This window comes from Herbiconiux aconitum (assembly GCF_024979235.1).
GTDB lineage: Bacteria > Actinomycetota > Actinomycetes > Actinomycetales > Microbacteriaceae > Herbiconiux > Herbiconiux aconitum.
This window is the reverse complement of sequence record NZ_JANLCM010000001.1, coordinates 207,355-224,875: the sequence shown is the minus strand read 5'-3', so window position 1 is coordinate 224,875 and position 17,521 is coordinate 207,355. Positions and strand designations below refer to the sequence as shown.

Annotated in this window: 16 protein-coding genes and 2 riboswitches; of the genes, 4 read left to right on the top strand and 12 right to left on the bottom strand. The window is 68.5% G+C overall.

Translation table 11 applies throughout. The features are described from left to right. Window positions 1-15: 15 nt before the first annotated feature. The 3 genes from N1027_RS00990 to N1027_RS00980 all read right to left on the bottom strand — a co-directional run bounded on the left by N1027_RS00990 (window position 16) and on the right by N1027_RS00980 (window position 3,629). Window positions 16-1,896 (bottom strand): ABC transporter ATP-binding protein, encoded by a 1,881-nt coding sequence (locus N1027_RS00990; protein ID WP_259504118.1) that lies wholly within the window; start codon window positions 1,894-1,896, stop codon window positions 16-18. A gap of 44 nt (window positions 1,897-1,940) precedes the next feature. Next, window positions 1,941-2,156: a hypothetical protein gene (locus tag N1027_RS00985; protein ID WP_259504116.1), complete on the bottom strand. Its 216-nt coding sequence runs from the start codon at window positions 2,154-2,156 to the stop codon at window positions 1,941-1,943. Between the two features lie 75 nt (window positions 2,157-2,231). Next, window positions 2,232-3,629 (bottom strand): MFS transporter, encoded by a 1,398-nt coding sequence (locus N1027_RS00980; RefSeq protein ID WP_259504114.1) that lies wholly within the window; start codon window positions 3,627-3,629, stop codon window positions 2,232-2,234. Window positions 3,630-3,720: 91 nt separating this feature from the next. On the opposite strand from N1027_RS00980, the gene N1027_RS00975 reads away from it, so the two are divergent. Further along, on the top strand, window positions 3,721-4,533 hold the full coding sequence (locus tag N1027_RS00975) for a ribokinase (protein ID WP_259504105.1): 813 nt from the start codon (window positions 3,721-3,723) through the stop codon (window positions 4,531-4,533). Between the two features lie 78 nt (window positions 4,534-4,611). Here N1027_RS00975 and ribH read toward each other — a convergent pair whose 3' ends face one another. The 5 genes from ribH to N1027_RS00950 form a co-directional block, all read right to left on the bottom strand. Further along, window positions 4,612-5,091, bottom strand: coding sequence for a 6,7-dimethyl-8-ribityllumazine synthase (gene ribH, locus N1027_RS00970; RefSeq protein WP_259504103.1), 480 nt, complete (start codon window positions 5,089-5,091; stop codon window positions 4,612-4,614). Between the two features lie 26 nt (window positions 5,092-5,117). Then, window positions 5,118-6,491, bottom strand: coding sequence for a GTP cyclohydrolase II (ribA, locus tag N1027_RS00965; RefSeq protein WP_259504101.1), 1,374 nt, complete (start codon window positions 6,489-6,491; stop codon window positions 5,118-5,120). Next, a complete protein-coding gene (locus N1027_RS00960; protein WP_259504098.1) occupies window positions 6,488-7,105 on the bottom strand; it encodes a riboflavin synthase in 618 nt (205 codons plus the stop codon). Before N1027_RS00960 ends, ribA begins: the two co-directional genes overlap by 4 nt. 4 nt (window positions 7,106-7,109) lie before the next feature. After that, window positions 7,110-8,147: a bifunctional diaminohydroxyphosphoribosylaminopyrimidine deaminase/5-amino-6-(5-phosphoribosylamino)uracil reductase RibD gene (gene ribD / locus N1027_RS00955; RefSeq protein WP_372499644.1), complete on the bottom strand. Its 1,038-nt coding sequence runs from the start codon at window positions 8,145-8,147 to the stop codon at window positions 7,110-7,112. A 73-nt stretch (window positions 8,148-8,220) separates the two neighbouring features. Then, a riboswitch (FMN riboswitch) is annotated at window positions 8,221-8,383 on the bottom strand. A 55-nt stretch (window positions 8,384-8,438) separates the two neighbouring features. Beyond that, window positions 8,439-9,179 carry a polyprenol monophosphomannose synthase gene (locus N1027_RS00950; protein WP_259504093.1) on the bottom strand — a complete coding sequence of 247 codons (741 nt, stop codon included), beginning with the start codon at window positions 9,177-9,179 and terminating at the stop codon, window positions 8,439-8,441. A gap of 172 nt (window positions 9,180-9,351) precedes the next feature. Here N1027_RS00950 and N1027_RS00945 point away from each other — a divergent pair, with 172 nt between their 5' ends. The 3 genes from N1027_RS00945 to N1027_RS00935 all read left to right on the top strand — a co-directional run bounded on the left by N1027_RS00945 (window position 9,352) and on the right by N1027_RS00935 (window position 12,822). Then, window positions 9,352-9,861, top strand: a complete 510-nt coding sequence (locus tag N1027_RS00945; protein ID WP_259504091.1) for a GtrA family protein — start codon at window positions 9,352-9,354, stop codon at window positions 9,859-9,861. A gap of 57 nt (window positions 9,862-9,918) precedes the next feature. Beyond that, a riboswitch (glycine riboswitch) is annotated at window positions 9,919-10,017 on the top strand. A 152-nt stretch (window positions 10,018-10,169) separates the two neighbouring features. Further along, window positions 10,170-11,633, top strand: coding sequence for an L-serine ammonia-lyase (locus tag N1027_RS00940; RefSeq protein WP_259504088.1), 1,464 nt, complete (start codon window positions 10,170-10,172; stop codon window positions 11,631-11,633). A 43-nt stretch (window positions 11,634-11,676) separates the two neighbouring features. Next, window positions 11,677-12,822 (top strand): FUSC family protein, encoded by a 1,146-nt coding sequence (locus N1027_RS00935; RefSeq protein ID WP_259504086.1) that lies wholly within the window; start codon window positions 11,677-11,679, stop codon window positions 12,820-12,822. 128 nt (window positions 12,823-12,950) lie between these two features. Here the strand turns inward: N1027_RS00935 and trpS are convergent, their stop codons facing one another. The 4 genes from trpS to N1027_RS00915 all read right to left on the bottom strand — a co-directional run bounded on the left by trpS (window position 12,951) and on the right by N1027_RS00915 (window position 17,334). Continuing rightward, window positions 12,951-13,967, bottom strand: a complete 1,017-nt coding sequence (gene trpS, locus N1027_RS00930) for a tryptophan--tRNA ligase (RefSeq protein ID WP_259504083.1) — start codon at window positions 13,965-13,967, stop codon at window positions 12,951-12,953. 64 nt (window positions 13,968-14,031) lie between these two features. Next, complete coding sequence (locus N1027_RS00925; RefSeq protein WP_259504079.1) at window positions 14,032-14,868, bottom strand: exodeoxyribonuclease III; 837 nt, start codon at window positions 14,866-14,868, stop codon at window positions 14,032-14,034. 112 nt (window positions 14,869-14,980) lie between these two features. Beyond that, on the bottom strand, window positions 14,981-16,186 hold the full coding sequence (locus N1027_RS00920; protein WP_259504078.1) for a YhjD/YihY/BrkB family envelope integrity protein: 1,206 nt from the start codon (window positions 16,184-16,186) through the stop codon (window positions 14,981-14,983). 299 nt (window positions 16,187-16,485) lie between these two features. Continuing rightward, window positions 16,486-17,334 (bottom strand): type IV toxin-antitoxin system AbiEi family antitoxin domain-containing protein, encoded by an 849-nt coding sequence (locus tag N1027_RS00915; RefSeq protein WP_259504076.1) that lies wholly within the window; start codon window positions 17,332-17,334, stop codon window positions 16,486-16,488. Between the last annotated feature and the right edge of the window lie 187 nt (window positions 17,335-17,521).

Below are 17,521 nucleotides of genomic sequence, written 5' to 3'. Positions count from 1 at the left end.
GGCGGCCCGCCCCGCTCAGACCAGCAGCTGGTGCTTCGCCAATTCGCGGTAGAGGGGGGTGGATGCGACGAGCTCGGAGTGCGTGCCCACCCCCACCACCCGGCCGTGGTCGACCACGACGATCTGATCGGAGTCGACCACGGTCGACAGGCGGTGCGCGATCACGATCAGCGAGCGGTCTTCAGCCACGGCGTCGATCGCCTCACGGAGCATCTGCTCGTTCAGCCCGTCGAGCGACGAGGTCGACTCGTCGAGCAGCAGCACCGGGGGAGCGGCGAGCAGCGCTCGCGCGATGGCGAGGCGCTGGCGCTCCCCGCCGGAGAGCATGACGCCGTCTTCACCCACGGCCGCGTCGAGGCCGTCGGCTGAACGCGAGAGCACCTCGTCGAGGTTCACCGCGTGCAGCACCTCCACGCACTCCTCGTCGGTGGCCTCGGGAGAGCCGAGCAGCAGGTTCTGGCGGATGCTGCCGGCCAGCACCGGGGCATCCTGTTCCACGTAACCGATCTGCGAGCGGAGCTCCACGCGGTCGAGCTGACGCACGTCGACGCCACCGAACCGCACAGTGCCGGAGGTCGGGTCGTAGAAGCGCTCGATCAGCGCGAGGATGGTCGACTTCCCGGCGCCGGAGGGACCGACGATCGCGGTGCGCTTGCCGCGGCCGGCGGCGAAGCTGATGCCGTGCAGCACGCCGGTCTCCACCTCTTCGGCCTCCGGGTTCTGCGTCGAGGAATCGCCGGCGGCGACCGACTCGTCATAGCTGAAGTGCACGTCGACGAACTCGATCGCCGGGGCATCCGGTGACGCCGAGCCTGGGGCTGCAAGAGCCGCGACCTTCCGGTCGTCCTGACCCTCGATCGGCAGTTCGACGATCTCCTGGATGCGCCCGAGCGCCCCGAGCGCCTGGTTCACCGAGTTGATGGCGCCGAAGGCCTGGCCGAGCGGCATGATCATCATGAACAGGAACAGGATGAACGACACCAGGCTCGCGATGGTGATGGCTCCGGATGCGACGCGGTACCCGCCGACGCCGAGCACCACGAGGAACGACACCTGCAACGCGATGCCGGCGATCGGCACGACGAGAGCCGAGATCTTCGCGACTTTCACGCCCTGCACCCACGCCCCCTGGGCATCCTTGTCGACCGCTGCGATCTCGCGTTCGGTGGCGTTCGAGGCGCGCACGGTGCGGATGGCGCTGATCGAGCGCTCGACCGCCGCCGCCAGGTCGCCCACCTTCTCCTGCTGCTTGCGGCTCGCGGTGCGCACCCGCCCGGAGATCGAGACGACCGTGACCACGGAGACGGCGATCACGAGCACCGTGAGGCCGAGGAGCACCGGGTCGATGATGAACATCGCGACCAGGGCGCCGAAGAACACCAGGGAGCCGCCGACGGCATCCACCAGGCCCTGGGTGATGACCGCGTAGAGCAGCGTCGTGTCGGAGCCGACGCGTGACACCAGGTCCCCCGTGCGCCGGGTGTCGAACTGGCTGATCGGGAGGCGGAGCATCCGGTGCACCAGCTGCCGGCGGGCCGAGAGCACCACGCTGGTGCCGGTGCGCTGCAGGAGGTAGTGCTGGAACCCGCTGATCAGGCCCGAGATGATGACGAGGGCGATGAGTGCCCACACCAGCATGTCGAGCGGGTCGCCCGCTTGCACGACGGTGATCACCTGGCTCACGAGCAGCGGCTGGGCGAGGCTCGCAGCGGCGCCCAGGATGCTCAGCACCACGACGATCGAGAGCACCTTCTTGTGCTCGAAGAGGAACGGCAGCAGCTGGCGGAATTTCGCCCGCGGGCCCTCCTCGGGCTTGCGGCCGCGACCGAAGGGGCTCCGGGAGCGCGGGGCCGGGCGGTCGTCTTCCTTCTCGGGGGTGGACGTGGTGGTCGACATGGTCTTCTTTCTGTGCGGAGAACGGATGCGTGGGGCAGGCGGGGTCAGTGCCGGCCGTACTTCTTGTGCACGGCCTGGCGCGAGACGCCCAGTGCGAGGGCGATCAACTGCCAGGAGGCGTTCGCGTTGCGGGCGCGTCGAACGGCCACGGCCTCGATGCGATCGAGTTCGAGACGAAGCTTCGCCACGGCCCGCAGCGAGACGATCGGGTCGTTACTGCCCGCATCCGCCGCCAGTGTGTGCACATCGGTGACATCCATGTGTCAACCCTAGTTGACGGATTCGGGTTGTCAACTTCGGTTGACAGCTCGCTCTCAGCCGAGGGCGAACACGCCTCAGCTGAGGGTGTTGTCGAAGTCGATGTCGCGGGTCTCCTTGCTGATGAAGAGCGCACCGAGCGTGATCAGCGCCATCAGGGAGAGGTAGTTGCCCACCAGGGCGGGGCTGCCGTCAGCGGCCTGCCAGAGCGCCACCGCGATGAACGGGGCGACCGCCGCGCCGAGGATCGAGGCCACGTTGTAGCTGATGGCCGACCCCGTGTACCGCACGTTCGCCGGGAAGAGTTCGGGCAGTTCGGAACCCATGGGGCCGAAGGTGAGCCCCATCAGGGTGAAGCCGATGATGAGGAGCGCCATGACGCCCACGAACCCTCCCGCGAACAGCGGCACGAAGAAGAGTCCGAAGGCGGCGATGCCGATCGTCGTCCAGATGAGCGTCATGCGGCGTCCGAAGCGCTCGGCGAGCGGGCCGGCGACGAGGGTGAAGATTCCGAAGAACACGCAGCCGATCACGAGCATGATCAAGAAGTCGTTGCGACCGTAGCCGAGCCCCGGCACGAAGGTGGACGGGTCGAACGGCTTGCCCGCCGCATCCGCTGCCGCCTGGGCTGCCTCGACGGAGGAGGCCGTGGTGCCGAAGGTGAGCGTGAAGGTGGTCATCAGATAGAACAGCACGTAGGTCGCCAGCATGATGAAGGTGCCCAGGATGAGGGGGCGCCAGCTGGTCTTGAACACCCGCGCGACCGGCAGCTTCGCCACCGCACCCGCGTCGACGACCTTGGTGAACGCCGGGGTCTCGACGAGCTTGAACCGCACGTAGAGTCCGATGATCACGAGCACGGCGCTGGCCAGGAACGGCACCCGCCAGCCCCAGGCGAGGAACGACTCCGAGTCGAGCGTGGTGCTGAGCACCAAGAAGACCACGTTGGCGATGATGAAGCCGATCGGGGCGCCCAGCTGGGGGAAGGTGCCGTAGACGGCACGCCGGCCCTTCGGCGCGTTCTCGGTGGCGAGGAGGGCCGCGCCCGACCACTCGCCGCCGAGGCCGAGGCCCTGGCAGAACCGGAAGATCACGAGCAGGGCCGGGGCGAGGATCTGCCAGCCCGGGGTGAGACCGGTGGGCAGTGCGCCGATGAGCACCGTGGCGATACCCATCGTGAGCAGCGACGCCACCAGGGTGCGCTTGCGCCCGATCCGGTCGCCGAAGTGGCCGAACAGGATCGAGCCGATCGGCCGGGCCACGAACGCGACGCCGAACACGGCGAACGACTGCAGCAGCGAGATCGTGGGGTCGGCGTTGGCGAAGAACAACGTCGGGAACACCAGCACCGCTGCGGTCGCATAGACGTAGAAGTCGTAGAACTCGATCGAGGTGCCGATCAGACTCGCCAGGATCACCCGGCCCCTCGTGTTCGCGGGGGCGGCCGGTGGGGCGTCGAGCACGGTGGAGGTCATCAAGGCGCTTTCGGTCGGCGGGATTCCCGCGGAAATCGCCAGTTTACGCTGGCCTAGGATGTCGGAGGTACGTCTTTCGAGGGAGTTGCGCGTGGGCAGGGTCGTCGTTCTGGGTTCGTTGAACATCGATTCGACGGTGGAGGTCGAGCGGCATCCGCAGCCCGGCGAGACGCTCCTCGGTGGCGACCTCGTGAAGTACTTCGGCGGCAAGGGTGCCAACCAGGCCGTCGCGGCGGCGCGGGCCGGAGCCCGGGTCGCGTTCGTGGGCCGGGTCGGCGACGATGCCGACGGTGACGCCTATCTCAACCGGCTGACCGGCTACGGCATCGACACCTCGCACCTCTCCCGCACGACCGGGGTCTCGACCGGGCACGCCGCGATCGCGGTCGCCGCCGACGGCGAGAACACGATCATCGTCTCGCCCGGCGCGAACGCGCGGGTGACCGTGGGCGACCTGGCCTCGTTGAACGAGCTCGGGCCGGGCGACGTGCTGCTCGGCTCGCTCGAGATCGACACGGATGTCGTGGCCGAGGCCGCTCGCATCGCCGCCGCCCGCGGGGCCCGCGTCATCCTGAACCTGGCGCCGTATGCCGGGTTGCCCGGTGACGTGCTCGACCTCGCCGACCCCATCGTGGTGAACGAGCACGAGAACGAACTGCTCGCCGCCGACGGCTACCAGCCGCGTTCGGTGCTCGTGACCCTGGGCGCGAAGGGCTCGCGCTGGGGGTCGCACGAGGTTCCGGCCGGTGCGGTCTCGGTCGTGGTCGACACCACCGGCGCCGGCGACTGCTTCTGCGGCACCCTGGCCGCGGGCCTCGCGGCCGGGCTCAGTGAGCCGGATGCGATGCAGGCGGCCTCGCTGGCCGCCGCGGCCTCCGTGGGCTCGGTGGGCGCGCAGCCCTAGCCCGGACTTCTCCAAACGAAACGGCGACCGCCCCGCTCTGGGGCTTCGGTCGCCGTTTCGTTTGGAGAACTCCAGCGGTTAGGCGCCGCGAATCGCCCGAAGGGTGAGCGCGGTGGCGATGGCGGCCTCGGCCGCCTCGGCGCCCTTGTCCTCCTTCGAACCGGGGAGCCCGGCGCGATCGAGGCCCTGCTGCTCGTCTTCCAGCGTGAGCACGCCGAAGCCCACGGGCTTGCCGGTGAGGATGCTCACCTGGGTGAGACCGCTCGTCGCGGCATCCGACACGTATTCGAAGTGAGGTGTGCCGCCGCGGATGATGACGCCGAGCGCCACCACCGCGTCGGCGCCCGCCTCGAGGGCCGCCTTCGACACCACGGGCAGCTCAAAACTGCCCGCGACCCGCACCTCGGTGACGGTCACGTTCGCGGCTGCGAGGGCGCGGCGTGCCCCCTCGAGCAGGCCGTTCGTGATCTCCTCGTGCCAGGTGCCGGCGACGACGGTGATGTTCAGTCCCGTTCCGTCGAGGTCGTGGTCGAGACTCGGGGCTCCCGCTCCGCTCATGGTGTTTCCTTTCAGCGTTGTTCGGATCAGCGCACGGCCGAGGGCAGATCGTGCCCCATGCGGTCGCGTTTGGTGTCGAGGTATTTCTGGTTGAAGGTCGAGGCTCCGACGACGAGCGGGATGCGCTCGGCCACGTCGATGCCGTGGGCTTCGAGCTGCCGCACCTTCTCGGGGTTGTTCGTGAGCAGGTGGATGCTCGTGGTGCCCAGGTCGTTCAGGATCGCGACCGCCGCACCGTAGTCACGCGCGTCGGCGGGGAGGCCGAGGGCGACGTTGGCGTCGAGGGTGTCCAGGCCGTCTTCCTGCAGGCGGTAGGCGCGCAGCTTGTTCACCAGGCCGATGCCGCGGCCTTCGTGCCCGCGGAGGTACACCACCACGCCGCCGTGCTCGGCGATCAGGTCGAGCGAGGCGTCGAGCTGCGGGCCGCACTCGCACTTGAGTGAACCGAAGGCCTCGCCGGTCAAGCACTCGGAGTGCACGCGCACGAGGGCTCCCCGGGCGGTGGGATCTCCTGAGACGATCGCCACGTGGTCGGCGCCGGTGTCGAGGTCGCGGTAGGCGCGCATCCGCAGCAGCCCGTGGGTGGTGGGCACGTTGGTCTCGACCTCGAAGTGCACCCGTTCCGCGAGAGCGGAGGGGGAGGTGGGGGCCGAGGCATCGGGGGAGGTGCGGGTGGCGGTATCGGCGGAGGCGGGGGTGACCGTATCGGTGGCGGTGCCCGTTGTCGCGGCGGCGGCCGACGCCGCAGGGACCGCCGCATCCGACTCGTCGGTCGCGTCGGCCTCCACCCCGTCCAGCCCGTCGAGCCACTCGATCAGCATCTCGATCGTGGTCACCGGCAGGCCTTCGCGCTCGCCGGTGGCGTACAGCTCGTCCATCTTCATGGCCGAGCCGTCTTCGGCGATCATCTCGCCGATCACGCCAACCGGAGCGAGCCCGGCGGCACGCATCAGCTCCACCGCGGCCTCGGTGTGGCCGGCGCGCTCGCGCACACCGCCGTCGACGGCCCGCACCGGGAGCACGTGGCCCGGGCGGATGAAGCTGGTCGGCGTCGAATCCGGGTCGGCCAGGAGGTTGAGGGTGCGCGCGCGGTCGTGCGCGCTGATACCGGTGGTGATGCCGGATGCCGCGTCGACGGTGATCGTGTAGGCGGTGCGTCGGGTGTCCTCGTTGTTGACCACCATCGGCGGAAGTGCGAGGCGGTCGGCGAGTTCGCCGGGCAACGGTGCGCAGAGGTAGCCGGAGGTGTTGCGCACCATCCAGGCGATCCATTCGGGGGTGGCCAGTGCCGCCGACATGATGGCGTCGCCTTCGTTCTCGCGGTCGGCCGCGTCGGACACGATCACGGGCTTGCCGGCGCGCAGGGCGTCGAGCACGTCGGAGATGGGGGAGAGCGTCATGAGTTGCTCCTTTCGAATGACACCAGGCGTTGCACGTGGCGGGCCAGGATGTCGGTCTCGAGATTCACCCGGTCGCCCACGGAGAGGGCGCCGAGCGTGGTGGCGGACAACGTCTCGGGAATGAGCGAGACCTCGAACCAGTGCGAGCCATCCGCTTCGTCGCCGATGTTCGAGACGGTCAGCGAGACTCCGGAGACCGAGATCGAACCCTTGTCGACGACGAGGGGGGCGAGGGATGCGTCGATCGAGAAGCGCAGAACGCTCCAGGCTTCGCCGGGTGCCACGCTGAGCACCTCGCCGGTGCCGTCGACGTGGCCTTGCACGATGTGGCCGCCGAGCCGGTCGCCCACCTGGGCGGCGCGCTCGAGGTTCACCCGGTCGCCGACAGACAGGCCGCCGATGGTCGACATCGCGAGGGTCTGGGCCATCACGTCGGCGGTGAAGCTGTCGGCGGTCTGGTCGATGACCGTGAGGCAGACACCCGAGACCGAGATCGAGTCGCCGTGCCCGGCGTCGCTCACGGCGAGTGGGCCGCGCACCGTGATGACGGCGGCGTCGGAGGTGCGCTCGAGGGCGAGCACCTCGCCGAGTTCTTCGATGATTCCCGTGAACACCGGGCTACTCCTTCGTGGACGACGAGTCGTCCGGTCGTGCGACGATCCTGATGTCGTCGCCCAGTCGTGTGACATCCGTGACGGCGAGCGTGAGCTGCTCGCCGATGGTTCCGACTCCGAGGTCGGTGAGTGCGGTGCGTGGTCCGCCGAGGAGGGTCGGCGCGAGGTAGACCAGCACCTCGTCGGCGAGGCCGGCGGCGAGGAAGGCGCTGGCGAGGGTCGGCCCGCCCTCCACGAAGACGGAGCGCACCTCGCCCGCATAGAGCTCGTCGAGCACCGCGGCCAGGTCGTGCGTGGCGAAGCGGCGGAGGGCTTCCGGATGCGCGTGCACCCGTGCCGACGAAGGCACCGGTCGGCGGCCGATCACCACGGGGGCCGGCTGGTGGGGGAGGAGGTCATCGCCGTCGCGCGCCGTGAGAGCCGGGTCGTCGGCGAGCACGGTGCCGGTTCCCACCGCGACGGCGTCGGCATCCGCGCGCCGGCGATGGACGTCGGCGCGTGCGGCGGGGCCGGTGATCCACTGGCTCGTTCCGTCGGCTGCCGCAGCCCGGCCGTCGAGGCTCGACGCCCACTTGACGGTCACGAAGGGTCGGTGCTGGCGCACGGCCGTGAGCCAGGGCCGGATGGCCTCCTCGACCGACTCGGCGCCGAGGCCTTGCTCGACCTCGAGGCCGGCGTCACGCATCCGTTCGGCGCCGCCGCTGGACCGCTCGCCCGGGTCGGCGACCGCGTACACGACGCGGGCAACACCGGCTTCGATCAGCGCGACGCTGCACGGCCCGGTGCGACCGAGATGGTTGCAGGGCTCGAGAGTCACGACCGCGGTGGCGCCGCGCGCGAGTTCGGGATCGGCCAGTGCCGAGAGAGCGGCGACCTCCGCGTGAGCGGTTCCCGCGCCGCGGTGCCAGCCTTCGGCGAGCACCTCACCCTCCGAGGAGAGCAGCACGCAGCCGACTTGCGGGTTCACCCCGTGCCGGGGGCCGCGGAGCGCGAGGGCGAGGGCGCGGTTCATCGCGTCGTTCTCGGTCATGCTCGCGTTCATCCGGTCCTCGTCTGCTGACGCGGCTCCGGGGATGCGCTCGAAAGTGCCAACGGCTCCGCCATCGCGAAAACCGTCCGTGCATCCTCCCATCCGGACTTGGACAGGCCTTGCGGCACTGCCATTACCGTCGGTTCTGGAATTCCACCAGATCAACCGTCACCCGACTGCGAACAGCAAGGCTTCGGCTCGCGGACTATGACCGCCGGTTCAGAATCTCACTGACCCCGGAGCACGTTTCTTGTATCTAGTTATACCCCAACGCTTTGGGGTGAGAAGTATTCCCCGCCCTTGTCAGGGCGTGCTTCGGGCGGCGGGAAGGCTGAGCGGTTCGGGTGCGCGCCCGATCCTGCTCGCCAGCCCCCACGACGTGACCTTGGCCAGTGCTTCGACCACGATGCCGGTCGACATCTTCGACACGCCCTCTTCACGCTCGACGAACGTGATGGGGAATTCGCCGATGGTGCCGCCCGAGCGCTCGAACATCCACGCCAGCTCGATCTGGAAGCAGTAGCCCTGCGAGTTGACCGTGCTGAAGTCGATCGCCCGCAACGAGTCGGCGCGAAAACCGCGGTAGCCGCTGGTGAGGTCGTGCAGCTTCGACTGCAGCAGGATGCGGGCGTAGGCGGTGCCCGAGCGGGAGATGAGCTTGCGGTAGGCGGGCCAGTTCTTGATGACACCGCCCGGGATCCAGCGGGTTCCGATAGCCATGTCGGCGCCGTTGCGGAGCAGTGCGGTGAGGCGCGGCAGCTCTTCGGGCTGATGCGACCCGTCGGCATCCATCTCCACCACGAAGTCGTAGTCGCGCTGCAGCGCCCAGCGGAAGCCGGCGGCGTACGCGGCGCCCAGACCGTTCTTCTCGGTGCGGTGCATCACGTGGATGCGGGCGTCGTCGGCGGCCAAGTCGTCGGCCAGCTGACCGGTGCCGTCGGGCGAGTTGTCATCGACGATCAGCACCTCGGTGCCGGCCTCTGCGGCGAGAACCCGCTGCGTGACGCCGGCGATCGAGCCGATCTCGTCATAAGTCGGTATCACCACGACAGTTTTCGCCATAGTTTCCTCAATCGGTCAGGTGCTGCCAAGTCTGACGGCGCTCGAAAGCGTATCGATGCTTCCTGTTCATTTTCCCCAGTTACGCTCAGCATTCTCTTGGAAGATACGAAAAGTTCTTATCTCTGGTTTCGTACGTCAGAAACGGTATTCCTTCATGACCAGTGCCCCCGCAACGAGGTCGCGCTTTCGTCTGCTCGCTGTCGAATTCATCCGATTCGGCCTGGTCGGCGGGCTCGGCTTCATCGTGGATGTCGGGGTCTTCAACCTCCTGCGCACGACGGTCATGGACCCGGCGCACATGCACGAGGGGCCGGTGATCGCGAAGCTGATCTCGACCGGCCTGGCCATCCTCGTGAACTGGCTGGGCAACCGGTACTGGACGTTCAAAGAACGCCGCCGCGCCGACATGCTGCGCGAGAGCATCGAGTTCTTCGCCGTGAGCATCATGGGCATGGGCATCGGTCTGGCCTGCCTCTGGTTCTCGCACTACGTGTTGCACTACACCTCGCTCCTGGCCGACAACATCTCGGGCAATGTCATCGGGCTCGTGCTCGGCGCGATCTTCCGCTTCGTGCTCTACCGGGTGTGGGTGTTCGGCGAGCACCGGGTGCGCGTTCCGGATGCGCGGGTCGAGACCGCAGGAAAGACGACCTCGATCTCCTGAGGCCCGTCTGATAGGTTCTGGTTCAGTCAACTGGCAGTATGCAATTGAACAAGCCTTCGAACAGCAGCGGGAGAGTCCGTCCGAGAGCCATCGGTCGGCGCCGTAGGAGCAATTCCTCTCCGGGAAACTCTCAGGCCCATGCACCGCTGCAGTTGGGCGACTCTGGAGAGCGAATCACCGCGGCGCACCCGTTGCGTGTGGTTCCACCGATGGGGCAAGCGGCGATTACCGCGAAATCTCTCAGGTCAGGTACAGAGCGGAGAGGGACACCGTCGGCGCAACAGCGCGCCGCGGGCGAATGGAGTCCCATGACACTCAGCATCTTCGACCTCTTCTCGGTGGGCATCGGCCCGTCCAGTTCGCACACGGTCGGCCCCATGCGCGCCGCGGCCTCGTTCACGAGCTCCCTCGTCGAGGGAGGCGTGCTCGACCGCGTCGAGGGGGTGCGGGTCGACCTGTTCGGTTCGCTGGCGGCAACGGGTGTGGGGCACGGAACGCCGTCGGCCGTGTTGCTCGGTCTCGAGGGACTGCGGCCCGAGACCGTGACACCCGCGCAGATGGACGAAGGACGAGCGCGGATCGCAACGACGTCGACGACTCTGCTCGGTGGGCGCCGGCCGATCCCGTTGTGCGAAGCCGACGTCGTGATGCGACCGCTCACCGTGCTGCCTCAGCACACCAACGCGGTGCGGCTGACGGCCTTCGGCGGTGACGGTGCGGTGCTGGTCGAGGAGACGTACTACTCGGTGGGCGGGGGGTTCGTGGAGCGGGAGCAGGATGGGGGCGCTGGCGGCGCTGGGGGCGCCCTTGGTGTTGCCCCCACCGCAGTACCCTTTCCGTTCCGAACGGCGGGCGAGCTGCTCGGGCACTGCCGCGCGAGCGGACTCAGCTTCGCCGGCGTCATGCTGGCCAACGAGGTGGCACTGGCCGGAGGTGGCGATGCCGCGGCGGGCGACACGGCAGCCGACGATGCGGCAGCCGGGGTGCGGGCCCGGTTGCTGGCCATCCGCGACGTGATGGACGAGTGCGTCGAGACGAGCCTCGGGCGCACCGGCGTGCTCCCGGGCGGGCTCGCGGTGCGGCGCCGGGCGCCGGAGTGGCGGGAGCGCCTGCGGGTGGAAGACCCTCACGGAGCACCCGAGTTCTGGCAGGAGTGGGTGAACCTGGTGGCGCTCGCGGTGAACGAGGAGAACGCATCCGGGGGTCGTGTGGTGACCGCTCCCACGAACGGCGCCGCCGGAATCGTGCCGGCCGTGCTGCACTACGCGCGCACCTATCTGCCGCACCACCTACCGCCGGGGGCGACCGTGCCGGTGCCCGTGACCTCCGACGACGACGTGTGCGTGCGTTTCCTCCTGGCTGCGGCTGCCGTCGGGGTGCTCTACAAGGAGCAGGCCTCGATCTCGGGCGCCGAAGTGGGCTGTCAGGGCGAGGTGGGGTCGGCGTCGTCGATGGCGGCCGCGGGGCTCGCCGAGGTGATGGGCGGCACGCCCGAGCAGGTCGAGAACGCGGCCGAGATCGCGATGGAGCACAACCTCGGGCTCACCTGCGATCCGATCGGCGGGCTGGTGCAGATCCCGTGCATCGAGCGCAACGCCATTGCGGCGTCGAAGGCCATCAATGCGGCGAAGATGGCGCTGTGGGGCGACGGCAGCCATCACGTGAGTCTCGACCAGGTGATCGCCACCATGCGCGAGACCGGCCGCGACATGAGCGACAAGTACAAGGAGACCGCGTTGGGGGGTCTGGCGGTCAACGTCGTGGAGTGCTGACAGGCATCCGGATGCCCGCTGCGGCGCGCACTACTGTGGAAGCGTGAGCTCGGGCGGAACGACCGACGGCGCCAGCTCGCCCCCTCCTCGGCAGCAGACCGGGACCGGGCGCTGGCGGTCGATGGCGCGGGCCACGATGGTGCCGGTGCGCACCTTCCAGGCCAGTGCGCGCACGCCGCTGCTGCAGGTGTTGAAGACCGCGGCCGCCGCCGTCATCGCCTGGGTCGCCTGCTCCTTCATCGCGAGCGACGAACCGCCGATCTTCGGCGCGATCGCCGCCATCCTGGTGGTGCAGCCGAGTGTCAACCAGTCGTTCAGCCGTGCGGTCGAGCGGTCGATCGGCGTCATCGTCGGGGTGGTCGTCGCCTATCTCGTTGCGCTCGTCTTCGGAGCGCCGAGCTGGCTCATCCTGGCCGCCATCGTCATCTCGTTGCTGGTGGGCTGGGCGCTGCGCTTTCCGCCCTCGTCGACCGTGCAGATTCCGATCAGCGCGATGCTCGTGCTCTCGGTGGGCGCGCAGACGCCCGGCTACGCGGTGGAGCGCATCGTCGAGACCGTGATCGGGGCGATCATCGGGGTGTTCGTCAACTGGCTGATCGTGCCGCCGCTGGCCGTGCAGCCGGCGCATGACGCCGTCGCGACCCTCGGCCGCGAGGTCGCGGCCATCATGGACGGGCTCGCCTCGGTGCTCAGCAAGCCGACCGACGAGAAGTTCCGCACTCTGCTGCTGGTGGAGGCCCGGCTGCTCCGGCCGATGCAGACCAAGGCGCTCGCAACGCTCGAGACCGCCGAGGACAGCCTGCGGTTCAACCCCCGGCGATCCGCTCATCGCGACGTGCTGAAAACGGATGCCGCGCTGATGACCATGCTCGGAACGGTCGTCACCCGCGTGCTCGGCATGACCCGCGCCGTGAACGACCACTTCGACGACGAGCTTCGTTCCGAACCGATGACGGCGTCGATCGCCGAAGAGCTGCGTCGAGCCGCCCACGACCTGCGTCTCGTGATGGAGAACGTGGCGCCGTCCTCGCGTGACGTCGAGCGGCTGAGCGACCCGGAGCCGGCGCTCACCGCGCCGATCCAGACCCTCTCGCCCGATCCGTCGCACTGGATACTGATCGGCTCGCTCCTCGAAGACCTGCGGCGCGTGCGCGAGGAGATATTGGGCGCGGTCGACGACCTGCACTGACGTCGCCCCCACCCCCTCGCACTCCTCGCGACTCGCCAAAATCCGCCCTGAATCGACGCTGGAAAGGGCGGAATTTGGCGAGTCGCGAGGAGGAGAGCGAGTCGCGAGGAGGGAGGAGAGGGCGGGGGTCAGCGCCGGCGGGGGAGGAGACCCACCCGGTCGTAGACCGTGGCGAGGGTGGCCTCGGCCACCTCGTTGGCACGATCCGCGTTCACCGAGAGGATGCGATCGAGCTCGCCCGGGTCGTCGAGCAGCTCGAGCGTGCGCTGCCGGATCGGTGCGACCGTCTCGACCACCACCTCGGCCAGAGCCTTCTTGAGGGTGCCGTAGCCGCCGCCCGCGAACTCCTCCACGACGTCGTCGACCGTGCGGTCGGTGAGGATCGCGAAGACGGTGAGCAGATTCGCCAGCCCCGGTTTGAGCTCGCGATCGAAGCGCACCTCGCCGTCGGCATCCGTCACCGCCCGCATGATCTTCTTCTCGGTGATCTTCGGCTCGTCGAGCAGCCAGATCAGCCCCGAGGTCGACTCCGACGACTTCGACATCTTCGCCGTGGGGTTCTGCAGATCGAAGATCTTCGCGGTGTCTTTCAGGATGTAGGGCTTCGGCACCGTGAACGTGTCGCCGAAGCGCGCGTTGAAGCGGTTCGCGAGGTCTCGGGTGAGTTCGATGTGCTGCCGTTGGTCTTCGCCTACCGGCACGTCGACGGCCTGATAGAGCAGGATGTCGCCGGCCTGCAGCACCGGGTAGGTGAACAGACCGACGGATGCCGCCTCCTGCCCCTGCTTCGAGGCCTTGTCTTTGAACTGGGTCATCCGCGCCGCCTCACCGAATCCGGTGATGGTGTTGAGCACCCAGGCGAGCTCGGCGTGTGCCGGAACGTGCGACTGCACGAAGAGCGTCGACCGGGTGGGGTCGATGCCGGCCGCGATGTATTGCGCGGTGGTGCGGCGGGTGTTCTCGCGCAGGGCGATCGGGTCTTGCGGCACCGTGATGGCGTGCAGATCGGCGAGGAAGAAGAATGCGTCGTGCGTCTCCTGCAGCGCCTTCCAGCTGAGCAGGGCGCCGATGTAGTTGCCGAGGTGCAGCGAATCGGCCGAGGGCTGCATACCCGAGAGAAGGCGGGGCTTGGAAGAGTCGGTCATTGGGGCGTTTCTCACTGTTCTGGTACGAACGCTGCGCCGCAGTAGCGGCGGTGCAGCAACAAAACTACAGGTCGTAGTCGACGACGACGGGAGCGTGGTCGCTCCAGCGTGCGTCGTGGGTGGCCGCTCGGTCGACGGCGTAGTTCGTGACCGTGGCGGCGAGATCGGGCGTGGCCAGTTGGTAGTCGATGCGCCAGCCGGTGTCGGTGTCGAAGGCGCGCCCGCGCTGCGACCACCAGGTGTAGGGGCCCTCGACCTCGCCCGACCATCGACGGCCGACGTCGACCCAGCCGAGACCGGCGCCCTTGTTGTACTCCGGGTCGCCTTCGGCGCCCAGGAACTTGTCGAAGTAGTCGCGTTCGCCGGGCAGGAAGCCGGCGCGCTTCACGTTGCCCTTCCAGTTCTTGATGTCGAGGGTGCGGTGGCCGACGTTGAGGTCGCCCACCACCAGCGCGAGCGGGTTGTGTTCGCGCAGCATCGGAAGGTGGGCGAGCATCGCGTCGAGGAACTTGTACTTCTCGTCTTGCTTCGGGGTGTCGGCGACGCCGGAGTGCACGTAGGTGGAGACCACCGTGACGAGCTTGCCGTTCCATTCGTAGTCGGCCTCGAGCCAGCGCCCTGCGCTGTCGAAGTCGTCGGGCCCGAAGGTGACCCGATGGATGTTCGCCTTGTCGCGGCTCGCGAGCGCCACACCGGCGCGACCCTTCGCCGTCGCCGGGTCGTGCAGGATGTTCCAGTCGGGCCCGAGGAGGTTCTCGAGGTCACTGGTCTCGGCCCGCACCTCCTGCATCGCAAGGATGTCGACCCCCCTGGTGCTCAGCCACTCGCCCATGCCGTTGCGGAATGCAGCGCGCACGCCGTTCACGTTGACTGAGGCGATTCGGAGGGGCTTCTGGGGCATGGTTCTACTGTAGCGGCGGGCGCTGACACCGCCTTCCGGGGGCGGCCCGGTGCATCCGTTCGCCCATGTGACGCCGGGCGCGGGCCCCGGGCGTGACCTCCTTGCTCCCGGCTCAGAGCTTCTTCGAGAGCTTCAGCGCCTCGGCCCGGTCGAGCTTCTCGAGCCGCTCGAGCTTCTTGCGCACACGCCGGCGGGCGAGCCCGTGCGTGGTGGTGAGTTCGTTCCGCAGGCGCTCGCGCTCGGCCGAGACCAGGGTGTCGCGCGCATCCGCCACCCGCTGCTGACGCTCGACCTCCATCTGTTCCGGGCTCAGCGCGCGGGGATCGATGCCCGCGTCATCCATGCCCACCGCGATCCAGGTGGCCGACACGAGGATGACGCGGCAGACCAGGTTGAGGAAGATCATGATTCCGATGATCACGGCGAACGACGCGAGGAGCGGGTTCGAGGTGGCGCCGCCGAGGAGCAGACTGCCGAGGATCTTCAGCACGCCGAGGGCGGCGCCTCCGATGACGGCACCCACCACGAGACGGCGCAACGGGATCTTCACTCCCGACAGCACACGGAAGGCCACTCCGAGCACGAGACTGTCGAACGCGAACACGACGAGCACGCCCACGAGCCAAGCCACGAAGAGGGCGACCGGCGACTCCGAATCGATGCCCACGAGGTTGAATACGATCGTGAGCCCCTGATTGCTCAACAGACTCACCGCCGACGAGAGGACGATCGCGATGCCGAACCCGAGGGCGAGCCCGAAATCCTTGAGCTTGAGGATCACCGGGTTCGTGGTGGGTGGGTCGAGTTTAAAGATGCGCCGGATGGAATCGCGGGTCGACGCGAGCCAGCCGATCGCGGTCAGCACCAGTCCGACGAGGGCGATGGCGCCGGTCCAGCCGAGGATACGTGCCTGCGAGAGCATGTCGGGATCGATGGCGCCGTCTTCGCCGATGAGGCCGGGAATCGAGTTGCTCAGTTGCTGCACCACGGCATCCATCAGCGCTTGGTTCGAGGCCAGCACGATGCCGAAGATCGAGAACCCCACCCAGATGCCGGCGAAGACGGCGAAGACCGCCTGGAACGACATGCCCGACGCCATGATCTCGCCGCCGCTCGAACTGAAGCGGATGAACACCCGCACCAGACGCAGGGCCATCACCCACGCGATGAGCTTCTGGATGCCCGACTTGGGCTTTGCGGGCCCCTCGGCCTTCTTCTCGACGTCGATGGCCGGTTTGCCGGCGGCGTTGCTCCTGGTCGTCGCCCGATCGTCATCGACGGCCGTGCTTCCCGTCGTGGTGCCCCGCTCGTCGCTCATGTCCCGAGCCTAGAACGGACCCCGCTCTCCCGCTCCCCTCTCGTCCGCCCCTCCCACCCCTTCCTCGTCGGCCCCCTCCCACCCGCACCCCCGCACTCCCTCCCCCCGGACACCCCTCCCACCCGCACTCCCTCCCACCCGACCCCCGCACTCCCTCCCACCCGAAACCCCTCCCACCCGCACCCCACCTCTGGTCCCATCCGAAACGACGGAGAAAGTGGCACCGTGACGGAAACGACGGAGCCTCGGACCGACGAACGCTTTCACCTCCGTCGTTTCGTCGCGCGAGCGCGCGCCACTCAGAGCGCAGCGAGCGCGGCGCGGATGGCGGCGAGGCAGGTCGGCCAGGCATACAGCACCTGGGTGTAGCTGAACCGGAGCACGCGGTAGCCGCGATACGCGAGTTCGGTGTCGCGACGGCGGTCCGACTCGAAGGTGGACTCGGTGTCGTGGAATTCCTTGCCGTCGACCTCGATGATGAGGCGGCCGGCGATCAGAAGATCGACGCGATGGACACCGATCTTCACCTGCAGGTCCGCCTCGATGCCGACCTCGAGCAACCGGACGCGGGTGACGGATTCCGTTCCCGATTCGGCACGCGGGTCGACACGCCGAAGGGCGCGCGCCAGCCGGGGCGCGGTCTCGAACTCGGCCGCGAGCTGAGCGGTGGTACACAACCGCCGGCGCACCGCGGAATCCAGCACAGCGACCACGTGGGCGTGCTCGAGTGATGCCGGTAGGTGTCGGACGGCACGCGGCAGCGCGACGATGCCGGGTGGGCTGGGGTCGCGAAAAGACGTCGCGCTCTTCCAATGCACGACCACATCGGATCGCGACACGAACGGTGCTCCGGTGTCGGGATCGCGGAGCGCCCGAGCATGCGCGTCGACGGCGACGTGCAGTCGCTCGTCGCCCGGCGGACACCAGGCCCCCCACTCGTTGAGCGCCGAATGCGCGGTCAGGCTGCCCCCGAGCCGCACGGCACGGACCAGCTGGCTGCGAGCATCCGGTCGCGCGTACACGCCCTGCCGAACGCGCACGAGAGAGCCGTCACGACGGAGCGAACGGAGGCGCTGCTCCGCGATGCCGAGCCGCTGCAGCGACCGGGGGGTTGAGAACTCGGGCAGGTAGAGGGCAGCGGACGGCATGCAGCGACTCTGCCCTGCCATCCACGGGAGGCGGGTGGTCCGGCAGAATCTGGGGACAAATCAGCCAGAGCAGCGAATTGTGGAGGAGCAATCCGTCGCCCAGCCCCGTGTCGAAACGACGGAGAATACCGGCGCCTAACGGAAACGACGGAGCCCCAGCCCGGAAAGGGGCCGAGACTCCGTCGTT